General features: G+C 74.7%; 16 protein-coding genes. 9 read left to right on the top strand and 7 right to left on the bottom strand.

Annotation, left to right across the window (positions count from 1 at the left end):
* Positions 1 to 17: 17 nt before the first annotated feature.
* Complete coding sequence (locus tag ABD220_RS08205; protein WP_344121493.1) at positions 18 to 776, bottom strand: amidohydrolase family protein; 759 nt, start codon at positions 774 to 776, stop codon at positions 18 to 20.
* A 152-nt stretch (positions 777 to 928) separates the two neighbouring features.
* On the opposite strand from ABD220_RS08205, the gene ABD220_RS08200 reads away from it, so the two are divergent.
* Positions 929 to 1339: a hypothetical protein gene (locus ABD220_RS08200; protein WP_344121491.1), complete on the top strand. Its 411-nt coding sequence runs from the start codon at positions 929 to 931 to the stop codon at positions 1337 to 1339.
* Positions 1340 to 1483: 144 nt separating this feature from the next.
* Here ABD220_RS08200 and ABD220_RS08195 read toward each other — a convergent pair whose 3' ends face one another.
* From ABD220_RS08195 to serB, 4 genes are all read right to left on the bottom strand, one after another.
* Entirely contained in the window at positions 1484 to 1660 is a 177-nt protein-coding gene (locus ABD220_RS08195; RefSeq protein ID WP_344121489.1) for a helix-turn-helix domain-containing protein, read from the bottom strand.
* A 140-nt stretch (positions 1661 to 1800) separates the two neighbouring features.
* Positions 1801 to 2466: a response regulator gene (locus ABD220_RS08190; RefSeq protein WP_344121487.1), complete on the bottom strand. Its 666-nt coding sequence runs from the start codon at positions 2464 to 2466 to the stop codon at positions 1801 to 1803.
* A complete protein-coding gene (locus ABD220_RS08185) occupies positions 2463 to 4313 on the bottom strand; it encodes a sensor histidine kinase (RefSeq protein ID WP_344121485.1) in 1851 nt (616 codons plus the stop codon). Before ABD220_RS08185 ends, ABD220_RS08190 begins: the two co-directional genes overlap by 4 nt.
* Positions 4314 to 4435: 122 nt before the next feature.
* A complete protein-coding gene (gene serB, locus ABD220_RS08180) occupies positions 4436 to 5365 on the bottom strand; it encodes a phosphoserine phosphatase SerB (RefSeq protein WP_344121484.1) in 930 nt (309 codons plus the stop codon).
* Positions 5366 to 5455: 90 nt separating this feature from the next.
* Here serB and ABD220_RS08175 point away from each other — a divergent pair, with 90 nt between their 5' ends.
* The 8 genes from ABD220_RS08175 (at position 5456) to ABD220_RS08140 (ending at position 13641) form a co-directional block, all read left to right on the top strand.
* Entirely contained in the window at positions 5456 to 6241 is a 786-nt protein-coding gene (locus ABD220_RS08175) for an ABC transporter ATP-binding protein (RefSeq protein ID WP_344121482.1), read from the top strand.
* 70 nt (positions 6242 to 6311) lie between these two features.
* Complete coding sequence (locus tag ABD220_RS08170; protein ID WP_344121657.1) at positions 6312 to 7148, top strand: sulfite exporter TauE/SafE family protein; 837 nt, start codon at positions 6312 to 6314, stop codon at positions 7146 to 7148.
* Positions 7149 to 7238: 90 nt separating this feature from the next.
* Positions 7239 to 8063, top strand: a complete 825-nt coding sequence (locus ABD220_RS08165; protein WP_344121480.1) for a TrmH family RNA methyltransferase — start codon at positions 7239 to 7241, stop codon at positions 8061 to 8063.
* Positions 8064 to 8267: 204 nt separating this feature from the next.
* Positions 8268 to 8816 carry an AMIN-like domain-containing (lipo)protein gene (locus ABD220_RS08160; RefSeq protein ID WP_344121478.1) on the top strand — a complete coding sequence of 183 codons (549 nt, stop codon included), beginning with the start codon at positions 8268 to 8270 and terminating at the stop codon, positions 8814 to 8816.
* A gap of 230 nt (positions 8817 to 9046) precedes the next feature.
* On the top strand, positions 9047 to 9307 hold the full coding sequence (locus ABD220_RS08155) for a type B 50S ribosomal protein L31 (RefSeq protein WP_344121476.1): 261 nt from the start codon (positions 9047 to 9049) through the stop codon (positions 9305 to 9307).
* A 133-nt stretch (positions 9308 to 9440) separates the two neighbouring features.
* Positions 9441 to 10505 (top strand): lipoate-protein ligase LplAB, encoded by a 1065-nt coding sequence (gene lplAB, locus ABD220_RS08150; RefSeq protein WP_344121475.1) that lies wholly within the window; start codon positions 9441 to 9443, stop codon positions 10503 to 10505.
* A gap of 195 nt (positions 10506 to 10700) precedes the next feature.
* Positions 10701 to 11771, top strand: a complete 1071-nt coding sequence (locus ABD220_RS08145; RefSeq protein ID WP_344121474.1) for an LCP family protein — start codon at positions 10701 to 10703, stop codon at positions 11769 to 11771.
* A gap of 100 nt (positions 11772 to 11871) precedes the next feature.
* Positions 11872 to 13641 (top strand): glycosyltransferase family 4 protein, encoded by a 1770-nt coding sequence (locus ABD220_RS08140; RefSeq protein ID WP_344121472.1) that lies wholly within the window; start codon positions 11872 to 11874, stop codon positions 13639 to 13641.
* Here ABD220_RS08140 and ABD220_RS08135 read toward each other — a convergent pair.
* Entirely contained in the window at positions 13604 to 14593 is a 990-nt protein-coding gene (locus ABD220_RS08135) for an oxygenase MpaB family protein (RefSeq protein WP_344121655.1), read from the bottom strand. The genes ABD220_RS08140 and ABD220_RS08135 overlap by 38 nt on opposite strands.
* A gap of 128 nt (positions 14594 to 14721) precedes the next feature.
* Entirely contained in the window at positions 14722 to 15396 is a 675-nt protein-coding gene (locus ABD220_RS08130) for a hypothetical protein (RefSeq protein WP_344121470.1), read from the bottom strand.
* Positions 15397 to 15565: the final 169 nt, after the last annotated feature.

Genomic DNA, 15565 nt, shown 5'->3' with positions numbered 1-15565 from the left:
GCGCAGGACCCGTCCGGTCAGGGCGCGGCCGCCGGGCGCGGCAACCCGTACCAGGCCGCCGCGTTGTCGTGCAGCACGGCCGCCGCGGCGTCCGCGCCCAGGGTTCCGACGACGAGCGCGACGTCCGTGTCCCGGAACGGGCGCCGCGCCCGGGTGCTCGGCAGGTCGGTGCCGAACAGCAGCGCGGTCGGGTCCACGGCATGGATCCTCCGCAGCGCTTCCGGCACATCGAGGTCGACGCGGCCGAAACCCGTGGCCTTGACCTTCACGCCGTGCCCGACGAGCTCGAGCAGCCGCGGCAGCCCGGCCGCGCTCAGGCCGAGGTGGTCGACGCCGGCCCGCGGCAGCCGCCGCAGCACGGGGGCCAGGTGCTCCAGCGCCGCGGCGTCGAGGTAGAACTCGGCGTGCCACCCGGCGAGGTCGTGCACCCGCCGGGCGAGACGCTCGATGCCGGCGGGGTCCGAGGCCGCGCCGCGGCGGAGGGCGAAGCGCACCGCCCGCACCCCGGCCCCGTGCAGCGCGCGCACCTGCTCGTCCGCGACGGTGGGCGGCAGCTGGGTCACACCGGCGAATCCGGGCCCGAGCTCCGCCAGCGCGGCGCGCAACCAGCTCTGGTCCTGGCCCTGGAACGATCCGCTCACCACCGCCCCGCCCACCACGCCCAGGCCCCGGACCCGCCACCGGTAGTCCCCGACCGTGAAGCGCGGCGGCACGTACCCCTGGTTCGGCACCAGCGGGAACCGCGGGTCGACCACGTGCAGGTGGGCGTCGATCATGGTGCCATTCTGCCCGGCGCCGCGGCTGTTCCCGGTGCCGTCGTCGTGGCCGGAGCCGGGTGCGCTCCGCGCGGACGCCGTCGGGGGAGGCCCGGCGGCGACACGGGGTGGCGTCCCGCGCCGGTGCATGCGCGGGCATATGCTTCTCGGCGATGACCACCACCGCCCGGACCCCCGACCACGTGCTCCAGGCCGCCGAGGAGGCGCTCGACCGTGCCCGGCGCAGCTACGCCCGGAAACTGCTGCGCCTCGTGGCCGCCGAGCTGACCCGCCGGCACCCCGACGCGGTCCGGCTGGACGTGCTCACCCGTGACGGCGACCGGGAGTTCTTCGTCGACGCCCTGCGCGGCGCCGACGGCGAGTACGTCTGGGGCGACCCGGGCCGGGTCGTGGTGGTGCGCGAGACGGCCGACGACGAGCTCGGCGGCCCCGTCACCGTCGCCGCCCGGGACGTGCGCGAACTCGTGGGCCGCGCCCTGGACGCCTACGACGGGCCGCTCGAGGGGCTCCTGCGCCACGACGAGGAGCGCGACACCTACTGGCTGGACCTCACCCGCCCGTGACCACCCGGGCTCCCGGCGCCCGGCCGGGGGCCCGGGCGGCGGGGCGCCGCCGGAGCCGCCGTCCCGTCCGCGGCTCGCACCGCAGCCCGTCCCCGTCCGGGACGGACCTGCCGGGCACGGGCGGGTCCCGGCGGGCCGGGCGGGTCACTCCTCGAACGGCGGCCACAGGCTGGTCCCCAGCCGGACCTCCAGGCGGGCGATCGTGTACCCGTCCGGCCAGACGTGTCCGTCCAGGATCCGGGACAGCGCGGTGTGGTCGACGCCGGTGAGCGTCCCGAGCTCGCGCAGCGTCCGGGACCCCGCGGCCGCGCGCAGGTTCACCGCGAAGAGCCTTGCCCGCTCCGCCACCGGATCGGCGCAGATCTCCTCCGGCCACGAGACACAGTGGTCCTGTGGTTCCGGTCGTACCCTGCTGGCCATGGCGAGCAGTCTAGGGACCGCTCCTGTGCATGAACTTGGCGTCAGGGCGCCGCCGGCCCGTAGCGGTGCTCGGGGCGCCCGGTGCTCCCGTAGCGGAGCTGGATCTCGACCGACCCGTCCTCGGCCAGCGCGGAGAGATAGCGCTGGGCCGTGGCGCGGGAGATGCCCACCTTGCGGGCGATCTCCGCGGCCGAGAGCGGCACCCCGGCCTCCAGGGCCGCGAGGACGGAGGCCTCCGTCGCGGACCGGGTGCGCTCTCCGGGGGAGGCGGTCTCGCCCGGGCGCAGGGCGTGCAGGGCACGGTCCACGGTGTCCTGCGTCAGCGCGTCCCGGTCGGCGAGGAGCCGGCGGTACCGGGCGTAGGCCCGCAGGGTGCGCGCCAGCCGCTCGTTCGGGAACGGCTTGATGAGGTAGGCGAGTGCACCGCGGCGCACGGCGGTGCGCACCGAGGCCGGGTCCGCCGCCGCGGTGAGCATGATGACGTCCACGTCGAGGGCCCGCAGCAGGTCCAGGCCGAGCGCGTCGGGCAGATAGACGTCCAGTAGGACGAGGTCGGGCTGGTGGGCGTGGACGGTGCGCATCGCCTGCTCGGCGGTGCCCACGGGGGTCATCGCCGTGAAGCCGGGCACGGCGTTCACGAAGCCCGCGTGCAGCCGTCCCACGTGGAAGTCGTCGTCGACCACGAGGACCACCAGGTCGTCGCTCATCCTGCACCTCCTGCTCTGCCGGCGGACCGTTCGCCGTGGACGTCGGCCCCGCGCCCGGGGTCGCGGACCACGGTACCGGGCAGGCGCGCGCAGAAGACCGCTCCCGGACCGCCGGGGCCCCCGGGGTCGGCCACCCACACGTCCCCGCCCCGCCGGCGGGCCAGCTCACGGCTCAGGGACAGGCCGAAGCCCTGCCCGTGGACGTCGGGCAGGGCGTCGAACGGCGCGCCGCCGCCGTGGCCGGGGACGACGGCGGACGGGGCGGTGGTGGACCAGCCCTGGGCGAAGATCGGCTCCGGGTCCTCCACGGGCAGCCCGTCACCGGAGTCGGCCACGACCAGATGCAGGGTGCCCTCCCCGCCGGTCCAGTCGTCGAGCAGCTCGACCTCGACCCAGCGGTCCTCCGCCGCGCCCTGGACGGCGGCGCGGACGGCGTTGTCCACGAGGCTGCCGATCACGGTGGTGACGTCCTGCGGGTCCGTGATCCGACCGCGGACCAGGGTGTCCGCACCGATGCGCAGGCTCACGCCGCGCTCGGCGGCCTCGACGCTCTTGGCTCCCAGGAACGCCTGCAGGTAGGGGTCCCGCAGCAGTTCGGCTCCTTCGGCCGGGTAGCTCAGGGGCCCGGTCTCGGTCACCTCGGAGACGTACCTGCGGGCCTCCTCGACGTCGCCGATCGCGAGCAGCCCCGAGATGGTGTGCAGGCGGTTGGCGAACTCGTGTCGCTGGGCGCGCAGCGCGGTGCTGAGGGCGCCGACCGCGTCGAGCTGCCGGGTCAGGGACTGCAGCTCGGTGCGGTCCCGGATCAGCACCACCCAGCCCAGTTCGGGGACGTGCGACCCCGGCCCGGGTGCTGTCCGCCGCGGGTCCCGCAGGCGTCGCTGCGGTGCCCGGGCGGGACGCACCGCCCGGGCGGACAGAATCAGCACGCGCGGGCCGATGACCTGTTCGATGGCCGGGGACTCCGGGGTGGCCGCGGCCAGCAGCGCTGAGAAGGAGCCGGGCAGACGGGTGTCGCCCAGGCGCTCGCCCACGAGCCGGTCCGGGTCCTCGATCCCCAGCAGGCGCCCGGCCTCGCGGTTGCACACGGTGATCCGCTCCTCTGCGGAGACGCCGATGACGCCTTCGTCGACCCCGCGCAGCACTGCCTCCTGGTCCTGCGCCAGCGTGGCGATCTCCTCGGGCTCGAGACCCAGGGTGAGGCGCTTGAGCCGGCGTGCGATCGCGGCCGAGGCGGCCGCGCCCAGGCCCAGGGCGCCGACCGCGGTGGCCGCGACGGGGGTGATGTCCTCCTCCAGCGTGGCGAGCACGTCCGCGCGGGAGATCCCCACGCTCACCGCGCCCACCACGGCGTCCGTTCCCGGGGCGTACACGGGGACCTTCGCGCGGGCGGAGAGCCCGAGCGTGCCGCGCTCCTGGCTGGTGACCTCCTGCCCGGCCAGCGCCTCCGTGGGGTCCGTGCTCACGGGCCGGCCCAGCTGCTCGGGATTCGGGTGGGAGAGCCGCAGCCCGGCGTCGTCGGTGATCACCACGAACAGGGAGTCCGTGCGGCGGCGGACCTCCTCGGCGGCGAGCTGCAGGTCACCCCGGGCCAGCACGTCCGGGTCCAGGTCCCCGGGACCGGCGTCGTCAAGGGCTGTCACGCCCGCGCGGACGTCGTCGTCGGCGGCCACCGACCGGGCGATGGACAGTGCCCGCTGCTCCGCGTCGCGGCCCAGCCGCTCGTAGGTCAGCCAGCCGTAGACCCCGCCGCAGAGCAGGACCACGGCCGCGACCACCGCCAGGTGCAGCAGCATCATCCGCACCAGGAAACCGGGGCGCTGCCGGGGCGCACCGGGTGCCGTCACTGTCTCTCCTCGTGGCCGGGCGTGGTCTCGTGCTCGATCTGCGCGCGTGCTGCATCCCACTCTACGGCCACGGGTCCTGCGCAGGAGCCCGCCCGGAGCGGCGGCCCCTGCGCGGCAGGTGGTCAGAGATCGGCGAAGAAGCGGACCGCGTCCAGGTTCGGCAGGTTCAGCTGGGCGTCGGCGGCCGCGCGCAGGGCGGGCTTGGCGTTGTAGGCCACGCCGAGCCCGGCGGCCGTGAGCATGTCGATGTCGTTGGCGCCGTCGCCCACGGCGATGACGTCCTCGGGGGCGACGCCCAGCTCCTCGGCCCAGGTCCGCAGGCACCGCTCCTTGACGGTGCGGTCCACGACCTCCCCGAGCACCCTGCCGGTGAGTCTCCCGTCGACGACCTCGAGGGTGTTGGCGGTGTGCCGGGTGAGCCGCAGCTGCTCGGCGAGCGGGGTGAGCACGCCCAGGAAGCCCCCGGAGACCGCCGCCACGGCGTGCCCCTCCCGCAAGAAGGCCCTGACGAGCACGTCGGCGCCGGGGGAGAGCCGCACCGCGGCCCGGACCTCGTCCACCACGGACGCGGGCAGCCCCGCGAGGGTCTCGACCCGCGCGTGCAGGGACTGGGCGAAGTCCAGCTCTCCGCGCATGGCCGCCTCGGTCACGGCGGCGACCTCGGCCTCGCGCCCCGCGTGGGCGGCCAGCATCTCGACGACCTCCTGCTGGATGAGCGTGGAGTCGACGTCCATGATGAGCAGCTTCTTGCGCCCCGGGTCGAACAAGGTGGTCGGCACCACGTTGACGTCCACGCCCGGCAGCATCTGGGTCAGCGGGTCGGGGCGCAGGGCCGCGAGCAGAGCGGTCGCCTCGGAGCCGTGCACGAGGGCGGTGAAGGCGTTGTAGCCGGGGACCTCCGAGTCCGGGCCGGCGGAGCCGGGGCCGGTCACCCGCACGGTGGAGAAGCGCTCGACCTCGGCGCCGGCGTCCTGCACCAGGGCGAGGATGCGCTCACGGGCCTCCGGGTCCGGATTCCGGGCGAACGCGATCACGGCGAGGTCGGTGGTCATGCGGCCAGTCTATCCGTGCCCCCGGACGCCCCGCCCGGTGCCGGGCGTCGGGACGGGGACCGGCGCCGCCGGTGCCCTACAGTGGCCCCTATGAGTGCTGTGCTGGAGATGGTGGACGTCAGTGTGGTCCGCGGGCAGAAGACCCTGCTGGAGTCCGTGGACTGGGTCGTCAACGAGGGTGAGCGGTGGGTGGTGCTGGGCCCCAACGGCGCCGGCAAGACCACGCTGCTGTCCATCGCCGCCGCCCGGCTGCACCCCACCCGCGGCATGGTGGACATCCTCGACGAGATCCTCGGCGCGGTGGACGTCTTCGAACTGCGCCCGCGGATCGGCCTGAGCTCCACGGTGCTCGCCGCCCAGATCCCCGAGGCCGAGACCGTGCGCAACTGCGTGGTCACGGCCGCCTACGGCGTGACCGGGCGGTGGATCGAGAACTACGACGACGCCGACGAGGCCCAGGCGCGGGAGCTCCTGGACGCGTGGGGCATCGGCCACCTGGCGGAGCGCCGCTTCGGGTCCCTGTCCGAGGGGGAGCGCAAGCGCGTGCTCGTCGCCCGGGCGCTGATGACCGATCCCGAGCTGCTGCTGCTGGACGAGCCGGCGGCCGGCCTCGACGTGGGCGGCCGGGAGGACCTGGTGGCGCGGCTGGACGAACTGGCCCGGGACGAGGCCGCACCGACCGTCGTGATGGTCACCCACCACCTGGAGGAGGTGCCCGACGCCTTCACCCACGCGCTGCTGCTGCGCGAGGGACGGGTCGTGGCCTCCGGGCCCGTCCAGCAGGTCATGACGCAGAAGAACCTCTCCGAGACCTTCGGCCTGCCCCTCAAGCTCGTGAAGGTCGGCAACCGCTACGCGGCGTTCGCCCGGTCCTGACCCGGCGCCCGGGCCCGAGTCCGCCTTCGTGGAGACCGTCAGCGATGCCGTCACCGGCCTGCTCGCCGGCATGCCCTTCGAGCCCTGGCAGGTGGGGCTCATCCTGCTCGCCGGGGTGTGGGCCGGGCTGATCAACACGATCGTGGGCTCCGGGACCCTCGTGACGTTCCCCGTGCTCGTGGCCATGGGTGTGCCGCCGGTCACCGCCACCATGTCCAACGCCATGGGCCTGGTCGCCGGCAACCTCACCGGCGCGTGGCACTACCGTGCCGAGCTCAAGGGGGTCGAGCGGACCCTGCTGAAGCTCGTCCCGCTCTCCATGCTGGGCGGCGTGGCCGGTGCCGCACTGCTGCTGCACCTGCCCGAGGCCGTGTTCGGCTACGCCGCCCCGGTGCTGGTCGTCGTCGCCCTCGGCTTCGTCGTCTTCCAGCCGAGGCTGCAGGCCGCGGTCCGCCGCCGCAAGGCCCTCCAGGCCGACGCCGCGGAGGCCGAGGCCCGAGCCCGGGGCGAGACTCCCACGCCCCTCGACCCCGACCGTGCGTCCCAGCCGCTGTCCCTGTACGTCCTCGTGCTGCTGGCCGGGGTCTACGGCGGCTACTTCGTCGCCGCCCAGGGGGTGCTCCTGCTGGGGATCCTCGGCGTGTTCCTGCTCGCCTCCCTCCAGGCCGCCAACGCCGTGAAGGTGGTGCTCGTGGCCGTGGTCAACATCGTGGCGGCGGTCTCCTACATCCTGTTCGCCGCCGACCGCATCGACTGGTGGGTGGTGCTGCTGATCGCGGTCAGCTCGAGCATCGGGTCCTGGGCCGGCGCCAAGATCGGGCGACGGCTCCCGGCGCCGGTCCTGCGCGCGGTCATCGTGGTGCTCGGCGTCCTCGCCCTCGTGAGCCTGGTCGCACAGCTGGTCTGAGCCCGAGGGCCGGGTGCGGCGGCAGCCACAGCCGCTACGATCGTGGCGGCCCCCACCGGCCACGCCCCCGCCGCGACCCGAAGAGACCCCGTGACCGACTTCCCCCACCTGATCCGCCTCGACAGCGCCGACGACCCCCGGGTGGCCGACTACGCCCGCCTGACCGACGTCAAGCTGCGCCGCCGGCTCGAGCCCGAGCGCGGCATGTACATCGCCGAGTCCTCCAAGGTGCTCCGCCGGGCGCTCGCGGCCGGTCACTCGCCCCGGTCCTTCTTCATGGCGGACAAGTGGCTGGAGGACCTCGCGGACGTCCTGGCGGAGCACCCGGAGGTGCCCCTGTACGTGGGACCGGACGAGGTCCTCGAGCAGATCACCGGCTTCCACCTGCACCGCGGTGCCCTGGCGGCCATGCAGCGCCCGGAGCCGGTGGCGCTGGAGCAGCTCCTGGCGTCGTCCTCCCGGGTGGCGGTCCTCGAGGACATCGTCGACCACACCAACGTGGGGGCGATCTTCCGCTCGGCGGCCGCCCTCGACGTCGACGCCGTGCTCGTCACCCCGCGCTGCGCCGACCCCCTGTACCGGCGCGCCATCCGGGTCTCCATGGGCACCGTGTTCCAGGTCCCGTGGACCCGGCTGCAGCACTGGACCGCCGACCTGCAGCGGATCAAGGACGCGGGCTTCACCACGGCGGCGCTCGCCCTGAGCGAGGACTCGATCACCCTCCAGCAGCTGTCCGCTCGCCGGGACGAGAAGCTCGCTCTCGTCCTCGGCACGGAGGGGGACGGCCTGAGCCCCGCCACCGTGCACCACGCCGATCTCACCGTCCGCATCCCGATGTCCCACGGCGTGGATTCCCTCAACGTCGCCGCCGCCTCGGCCGTGGCCTTCTGGGAGACCCGGCCCGACCGCGGCTGAGAACTCCGGCCGGCGCGCAGTGACCGGCGCGGGGCCGTCGGCTCGCGAGCGGCCCGCGGAGGGACCGCGGCCGCGACGGTCCCTCCCATAACGATTGCTGCTTCACTTCGCTTTCGCCGGGAGACTTAGCTTTCGAAAAGGCGGATCATGGAAGCACCCGCTCGCGCCCGTGGGGGGCACGAGGGGCCCTCGAGAAGGTGCATCATGAAGAAGTTGATCTCATGGCTGGCGGCAGTGGTGCTGGCCATGGGGCTGGGGCTCATCGTCCCCAGCAGCGCGAATGCCGCGGCCCCGTACTGCGGCATCACCTGGGGATCCACCCCGAAGAACTCGGACGTGTACACGAGCGATGTGATCACCAACGTGCGATCCGGTCGGCACGCGTGCTTCGACCGCCTGGTCGTCGACCTGCGCGGGAAGCACGCGCCGGGCTACAGAGTGCAGTACGTCGCGGCCGTCCACGAGGACGGCTCGGGCAAGAAGGTCCCCCTCCGGGGCGCGGCCGATCTGCAGATCATCGTGCACGCGCCGGCCTACCAGAACGGCAAGGCCACCTACCTTCCGAAGAACCGGAAGGAAGTGCTCGACGTCAGCGACTACCGGACGTTCCGCCAGGTGGCGTGGGCGGGCAGCTTCGAGGGCCAGACCACCCTCGGCCTCGGCGTCCGCGCCCGGCTGCCGTACCGGGTCTTCGTCCTCGACGGCCCGGGGAAACACACGCGGCTCGTCGTCGACGTCGCCCACCGGTGGTGACGGGTTCCGCGACCTGACCACCGCTGCACGAGGGGCCCGGCGCACGCCGGGCCCCTCGTCGTGTGGGACAGCGGCACGTGAATATCCAGCGGCGATCCCGTACGATGGACCGCTGGTGCCCGATGCCCCCGCCATGCTCGAACCGCGCGGACGGACGACGACGGCGCACCGCCCACCGAGCGAAACCGTGGCTGGCAAAATCCAGGCACCAACGAAAAGGTTTGAACCCCATGAAGACTGACATCCACCCGGACTACCACCCGGTCCTCTTCCGCGACCTGGCCTCCGGCAAGACGATCCTGACCCGTTCCACCGCCACCTCGCAGAAGACCGAGACGTGGGAGGACGGCAACGAGTACCCGATCATCGAGGTCGAGATCTCCTCGGAGTCCCACCCGTTCTACACCGGCAAGCAGCGCATCATGGACTCCGCCGGTCGCGTGGAGCGCTTCAACGCCCGCTTCAAGAACTTCGGCAAGTCCAACAGCTGACGTTCGGCCCGTTCACGGGTCCCCGCGCGATCGCCCGCAGGCCCGGACCGCATCGGTCCGGGCCTGCGCCGTGCCCGCGGGCCCCGGCGTAGGCTGACCCGGGACCACCGGCTCGGACGACGGAAGGACGCGGATGGCGCAGGAGCGGCGGCACGGGGAGTTCAAGGTGCTGGGCGGCAAGCTCGTGGTCGCGGACCTGGTCGTGGTCGAGGGCCGGCTGGCCGACGTCTCCGTCAGCGGGGACTTCTTCCTCGAGCCCGACGAGGCCCTCGAGGACATCAACGCGGCGCTGACCGGGCTCAGCGAGCACATCTCCCACCAGGACATCGTCGAGGCCGTGGAGGCGGCCCTCACGCAGGACGTGGTGCTGTTCGGCTTCTCCCCGGCGGCGATCGCCACCGCGGTCCGCCGGGCCCTGGCGCACGCCACGACGTGGGAGGACCACGCGTGGGAGGTCATCCCGCCCACGGTCCGGCCCACCCTGGAGAACCTGGCGCTCGACGAGGTCCTCGCCCGCGAGGTGGGGGCGGGCCGGCGCCCGCCGGCCCTGCGGCTGTGGGACTGGGAGGAGCCGTCCGTGGTGATCGGCTCCTTCCAGTCCCTGCGCAACGAGGTGGACGCGGAGGGCGCCCGGCGGCACGGCGTCTCCGTGGTGCGCCGCGTCTCCGGCGGCGGGGCCATGTTCATGGAGGCGGGCAACTGCATCACCTACTCGCTGTACCTGCCGCAGACGCTCGTGGACGGCCTCAGCTTCTCGGAGTCCTATCCCTTCCTCGACCAGTGGGTCATGCAGGCGTTCCGGGAGATGGGCCTGGAAGCCCTTTACGTCCCCCTCAACGACATCGCCACCGAGCACGGCAAGATCGGCGGGGCCGCGCAGAAGCGCTTCGCGGGCGGCGGGATGGTCCACCACGTGACCATGAGCTACGACATCGACGCCCGGAAGATGACCGAGGTCCTGCGCATCGGCAAGGAGAAGCTCTCGGACAAGGGGCACCGCTCGGCCAAGAAGCGCGTGGACCCGCTGCGCCGGCAGACCGGCATGGCCCGCGCCGACGTCGTCGACAGGCTCATGGAGGTCTTCGCGGGACGCTACGGGGCCGTGCAGGGCGCCGTCCGCGACGCCGAGCTCGCCGCCGCCCGCCGGCTGGTGACCACGAAGTTCGCCACCCCGGAGTGGATCGCCCGGGTGCCCTGAGCGGACCCTGGCCCTCCGGCGCCCCCGCGCACCGCGCCCCCGCGTCCCGGGCGTCCTTCGTGTTCCCAGCGGTCTCCGTGTTCCCAGCGGTCTCCGAGCGGTTCCCGAGCGGCGGCGGCCTAGCATGGGCGGCAACCACCGGCCCGGACGAACCGCGACCGGTGTCCGCCCGATCCACCGAACCGGGAGCCTTCCATGTCCGTCCACGACCGCGGATCCGCCCGTGGTGCCGACCGTGGCGCCGATCGAGGCGCCGGCGGCGCGGTGGCGGCGGCACCGCGCCGCCGGCACCCGTTCCGGCGCGTGCTCCTCGTGCTTCTGGGGCTCGTGCTGGTGCTCGCCCTGGCGGCCGGTGCGTTCCTCTGGCACCTGGGGCGGACCTTCGACGCCCGCAGACAGGTCGTCGCACACGCGTTCCCGGCCGAGAGCGGCCGGCCCGCCGCCGGCTCGGCCCAGGACCGGGGGACCACCGTGCTGCTGCTCGGTGCGGACAGCCGGCCCGGTGGCCGGGCGGACGTGGGCGTGGAGGGGGAGCGGGCGGACACCATCATGCTGGTGCACGTCCCCGAGGACGGCGGTGAGGCCTACGTCATGTCCGTCCTGCGGGACATGTGGGTGCCCATCCCCGGGGTCGGGGAGGCCAAGATCAACGCGGCGCTCGACCTCGGCGGCGTCCCTCTGATCGTCCGGACCGTCGAGGACCTCGTCGGCGCCCGGGTCGACCAGGTCGCCGAGGTGGACTTCGCCGGCTTCCAGGCCCTCACCGACGCCCTGGGCGGGGTCACCGTCGACGTGCCCCAGGACTTCGTGTCCAACGAGGGCATGACCTTCGAGGAGGGCCCCGAGCACATGGACGGAGAGCGGGCGCTCGAGTTCGTCCGGGAGCGCAAGGCCTTCGAGCGCGGGGACTTCCAGCGGGTGCAGAACCAGCGCACCTACGTGCGGGCCGTGCTCGAGCGGACGCTCGGCCCGCAGACGCTGCTCCATCCCGTCCGGCTGCACACCGTGGTCAGCGACTTCTCGCCCTACCTGACGGTCAGCGAGGGCCTCGACGCGGCGTGGATCGCCGGACTGGCCCCCGACCTGGTCGGTCTCTCCGCCGGGGACCTGAGGATGTTCACGGCCCCCGACCGCGGCCTCGGCGTGTCCCCGGACGGGCAGTCCGTCGTCCTGCCCGACCTCGAGGCGATGGAGGGGATCGGCACGGCCGTCGCGGCCGACGATCTCGGCGGATATGTTGCTACGCTGAGCCCTGACGATCAGTAGTTCCCCGCCGGCCCCCGACCCGGCGAGGAACGACTTCCCCCGCCCGCAGCACGCCCCGCGATCGACCGGGACGGCCCCTCTTGACCCCCGCGAGAAGGCCATGCCGCACACCCCCCGCCCTTTCAGTCCGGACGACGAGCCCGAGGCCTTCTGGCTGCCCGCGGCCCGAGTCCTCCCCACCGGAGCGGCGCGACCCGCCGCACGCGCCCTGCTGCGCAGTCCCTGGCCCGAGGCCGGTGCCGCCGTGGCCCGCACGCTGGGCCCGGACGTGCGCGCGGAGCGGCAGCTCGAGCACCGGCTCCGCCGTGCCCGCCGCGGGCGTCCTGCGGCGGGCACGGCCCGCCGACTCGCCGAGGCCGCCCTGTCGGCGGGGCGCGTGGCCGAGGCGGACCGGCTCCTGGCGCAGGTGCCGCCCGGCACCAAGGACCTCGCCGGCACGAGGGCGCGCCGGCACCGCCACGTCGGCCGGATCTCGGAGGCCGTGGTCGAGCTGCGGCGCGCCGTGGCCGCCGGGCGCGCCACGCCCGGGGAGCGGCGCCGGCTGAGCCACTACGAGGACGAGCTGCGGCTGCTCTCCGGCTGGCGGCCCGCCCTCACCCCGGTGGTGGGCTACCGCCCGGAGCCCGCGTCCGTGCTGCACGTGCTCGCCGAGACGCCGCCGCGGGCCCGGGGCCGCCGCGCCCCGCGCAACCACTCCCTGCTCTCCGCGACCGTGGCCCAGGGCTGGACCGTGACCGCCGTGACGCGCCCCGGCCCCCTGCCCCCCGGCGGCAGGGCGCACGGGGCGGCCACCGAGGTCCTCGACGGCGTCTCCTACCACCGGATCCTGCCCGGCCGGCAACCGCTGCTGCCCACGGCGCGGCTGCAGCAGGAGGCTCAGGCCCTGCTCGAACTGGCGCTGCGCGCACGGCCCGCGGTGCTGCACACCACGAGCCGGCCCGGCAACGCCCTCGTGACCCGCGCGGTGGCGGAGGCCCTGGGCATCCCGTGGGTCTACGAGGTGCGGGAGTTGCCCGCCGACCGGTGGGCGGCCTCCCGGCCCGCCGAGGCCGCCTCGAGCGAGCGCCACCGGCTCGACTGTGCCCGCGAGGCCGAGGCCCTCGCCGACGCCGCCGACGTCGTGACCACCAGCAGCGCCATGGGTGAGCGGGTGCGGGCGCTGACGCGGACCCTGCCGGCCGGCCCGGTGCCGGTCCGCGTGACGCCCCCGGCCGTGGACGGTCCCTACCTGGCGGATCCCCGCCCCCTGCGGGAGGCGCGCCGGGTCCTGGGGCTGCCGGAGACGGCCCGGGTGGTGGGCGCGGTCGCGGACCTGGTGGAGCACGAGGGCCTCGACGACCTCCTGCGCGCCGCCGCCCTCGTGGCCGCCGACGTGCCGGAACTGCTCGTGGTGGTCGTGGGCGACGGCCCGGCGAGACGGGATCTCGAGGTGCTGGCCGCGGAGCTCGGCATGCTCGGCCGGGTCCGCTTCGCGGGGCGGGTCCCCGACGAGCAGGTCGTGCAGTACCACCAGGCGTTCGACGTGTTCGTGGTCGCCCGCAAGGACCGCCCCGTCACCCGGGCCGCGGCCCCGACGGAGTCCGTGGAGGCCCTGGCGACCGGTACTCCCGTGGTCGCCTCCCGCCTGCCCGTGCTCGCCGAGACCGTGGCCGACGGCATCACCGGGATGCTCACCCCGCCGGAGGAGCCCGAGACCCTCGCCACGGTCCTGCGGATGATGCTCGAGTGCCCCGCCGTGCGCCGGTGCCTGGGCGGCGAGGGCCGGCGGCGGGTGGTGCCGGGTCGGACCTGGCACGGGGTGGCCTCGGCCGCCGCGGAGGTCTACGACCACCTCACCGGGCGGGCCGGCTCCGAGGAGGCATCGGCCTGAGCGCGGTGCGGTCTCGGAGCAGGCCGAGGCGCGCGAGGCGGCGGCGTGCGGCCGCCTCGCTCGGCCCGGTCCGTCCGAGGGCCCGGCCGGCGACCGCCAGGGTGAGCGCGGCGGCGCCCCGCACGGGCAGCGGCACGGGGCCCAGCCGCGGACGCCCGAGACCGAGCAGGCCCAGCCGGTCCTCGGGCAGCGAGTCCACGACGGCGGCGAACAGGGCCCGGTAGCCCGGCAGCAGCACCGGGTCCAGGGGAGGGCGGCGCAGGAACGCCACGACGTCGTCCACCCGGGGGCCCCCGGCGAGACGGGGCCCGAAGGACCGGAGGCGCTCGTCGAGCTCGGCCTCGGAGTGCGGCGGCCGCTCGACGCCCATGAGCCGCCCGGCCACGGCCCACTCCCGCACGTAGGCGTCGGGTCCGCCCGGGATCGGCCCGCCCCACCGCTGGTGGCAGCGCAGGAACGCGTCCGTGAACGCCAGGTGCACCCACTCGGCGAGCTCCGGGTCGTTGGCGCAGTAGGAGTGCTGCAGGCCGTCGGCCCCGGTGTAGCTGCCGCGCACGCTGTCGTGGATCCGGCGGACGTGCGCCGAGGCGCGGTGCGCGGCGGCGGTGTCACCATAGGTGACGGTGAAGATCCACCGGATGGTCCCGGCCAGGCGTCCCAGCGGGTCGCTCCGGTAGTCGGAGTGCTCCACCACGCCGGCCAGGGCACCCGGGTGCAGGGCCTGGGTCAGCAGGGCGCGCACGCCCGCGGGAATCGTCGCCATCGACCCGTGCACCGCCCACACCGCCGAACCGGGCCGGAAGTACCCGGCGTCCACGCCGTCGGCCAGGGCCAGCTCCCACTCCGGCACGCGGTCGGCCTGGCCAGCGAACGTCGTGCGCAGCCTGTCCTGCAACGGCGCCATCAGTCCCACGTCCTGCTCCTCCGGTCCGGGGGCGGTCTGTGGCGCCATCATGGCGCCCGCCTCCGACATCCGCGGCGCCGGCGCGCACGGGCGGGGAGCGGCACCCCGTTCCGGGCCGGTCGGAGCGGGGCCGGTCGGACCGGGACCGGCCGGGTCGCGCCGGCCGGGCGAGCCGGTCAGGAGCGCTCCGGGCCCCCGGCGACCAGGGCGGCCAGGGGCGCGCCCCCGAGGAAGCGCGCCAGGCCGGGAGAGCCGGTCACCACCGTCTCCTGGTAGCGGCCCGGCAGCTCGGGGTCCTTGCCGATGACCATCTGCTCCACACCGTCCTCCAGGAACATCGACATGGTGCCCCGGAGCAGTTCCAGCGCGGCGTCGTCGTGCAGCCACTGGCGCACCACACCGGGCAGCCGGAGGGTGCGCGTCCCGTCCAGCAGGAGGTCGGCGAAGGCGGGGGAGTCGCTCGTCGACCAGCGGGCCGTGCTCGCGGCCGCGACCACGGCGACGGCCTCGATCGCGACGGTGACCACGATGGTCGCCTCCATCAGCGCCGCTTGGACGTCCTCCGCACGGCGTCGCTCGAGGTCCTTGCGCCAGCGGCTCGGGCGCCGTCGGCCGACCACCAGGTACTCCAGCTGCAGCTTGCCCTGGCACTCCTCCAGGAAGGAGACGGTGACCGTCTCGGCGGGGGACTCACCCCGGACCGCGGCGTAGGCCCGGCGCAGCAGGTCCTGCAGGTCGGTGGAGCCGCGGCCGAGGGTGCGCGCCGAGAGGCTCACGGGCCGGCCGTGACCGTCCAGGAAGCGCACGACGATCGGGACGCGTGCCACCGCAGTGGCGAGGGGGGTGACCACGGTGCCTTCGGGCCTTCCTGTGCGGATCGGGGGAGTGACCTTCATCATAGATGCACGCGCATCGTCCGACCCCCGCGTGTCCCGTCGGCGCTTATGGGGACAACCCGCCTCCCACCAGTGGGAACGGCCGGTCCGGACCGTGCTCGCACCGTCCGGACCGGCCGCTCCC

Origin of the sequence: Kocuria aegyptia, from assembly GCF_039530085.1 — a bacterium.
GTDB lineage: Bacteria > Actinomycetota > Actinomycetes > Actinomycetales > Micrococcaceae > Kocuria > Kocuria aegyptia.
This window is presented reverse-complemented; position numbering and strand designations above follow the sequence as displayed.

Coding starts and splice junctions, on each gene's coding strand:
- ABD220_RS08205 (WP_344121493.1), bottom strand. CDS start 776: ATGATCGACGCCCACCTGCACGTGGTCGACCCGCGGTTCCCGCTGGTG.
- ABD220_RS08200 (WP_344121491.1), top strand. CDS start 929: ATGACCACCACCGCCCGGACCCCCGACCACGTGCTCCAGGCCGCCGAG.
- ABD220_RS08190 (WP_344121487.1), bottom strand. CDS start 2,466: ATGAGCGACGACCTGGTGGTCCTCGTGGTCGACGACGACTTCCACGTG.
- serB (WP_344121484.1), bottom strand. CDS start 5,365: ATGACCACCGACCTCGCCGTGATCGCGTTCGCCCGGAATCCGGACCCG.
- ABD220_RS08175 (WP_344121482.1), top strand. CDS start 5,456: ATGAGTGCTGTGCTGGAGATGGTGGACGTCAGTGTGGTCCGCGGGCAG.
- ABD220_RS08170 (WP_344121657.1), top strand. CDS start 6,312: ATGCCCTTCGAGCCCTGGCAGGTGGGGCTCATCCTGCTCGCCGGGGTG.
- ABD220_RS08160 (WP_344121478.1), top strand. CDS start 8,268: ATGAAGAAGTTGATCTCATGGCTGGCGGCAGTGGTGCTGGCCATGGGG.
- ABD220_RS08155 (WP_344121476.1), top strand. CDS start 9,047: ATGAAGACTGACATCCACCCGGACTACCACCCGGTCCTCTTCCGCGAC.
- lplAB (WP_344121475.1), top strand. CDS start 9,441: ATGGCGCAGGAGCGGCGGCACGGGGAGTTCAAGGTGCTGGGCGGCAAG.
- ABD220_RS08145 (WP_344121474.1), top strand. CDS start 10,701: ATGTCCGTCCACGACCGCGGATCCGCCCGTGGTGCCGACCGTGGCGCC.
- ABD220_RS08140 (WP_344121472.1), top strand. CDS start 11,872: ATGCCGCACACCCCCCGCCCTTTCAGTCCGGACGACGAGCCCGAGGCC.
- ABD220_RS08135 (WP_344121655.1), bottom strand. CDS start 14,593: ATGGCGCCACAGACCGCCCCCGGACCGGAGGAGCAGGACGTGGGACTG.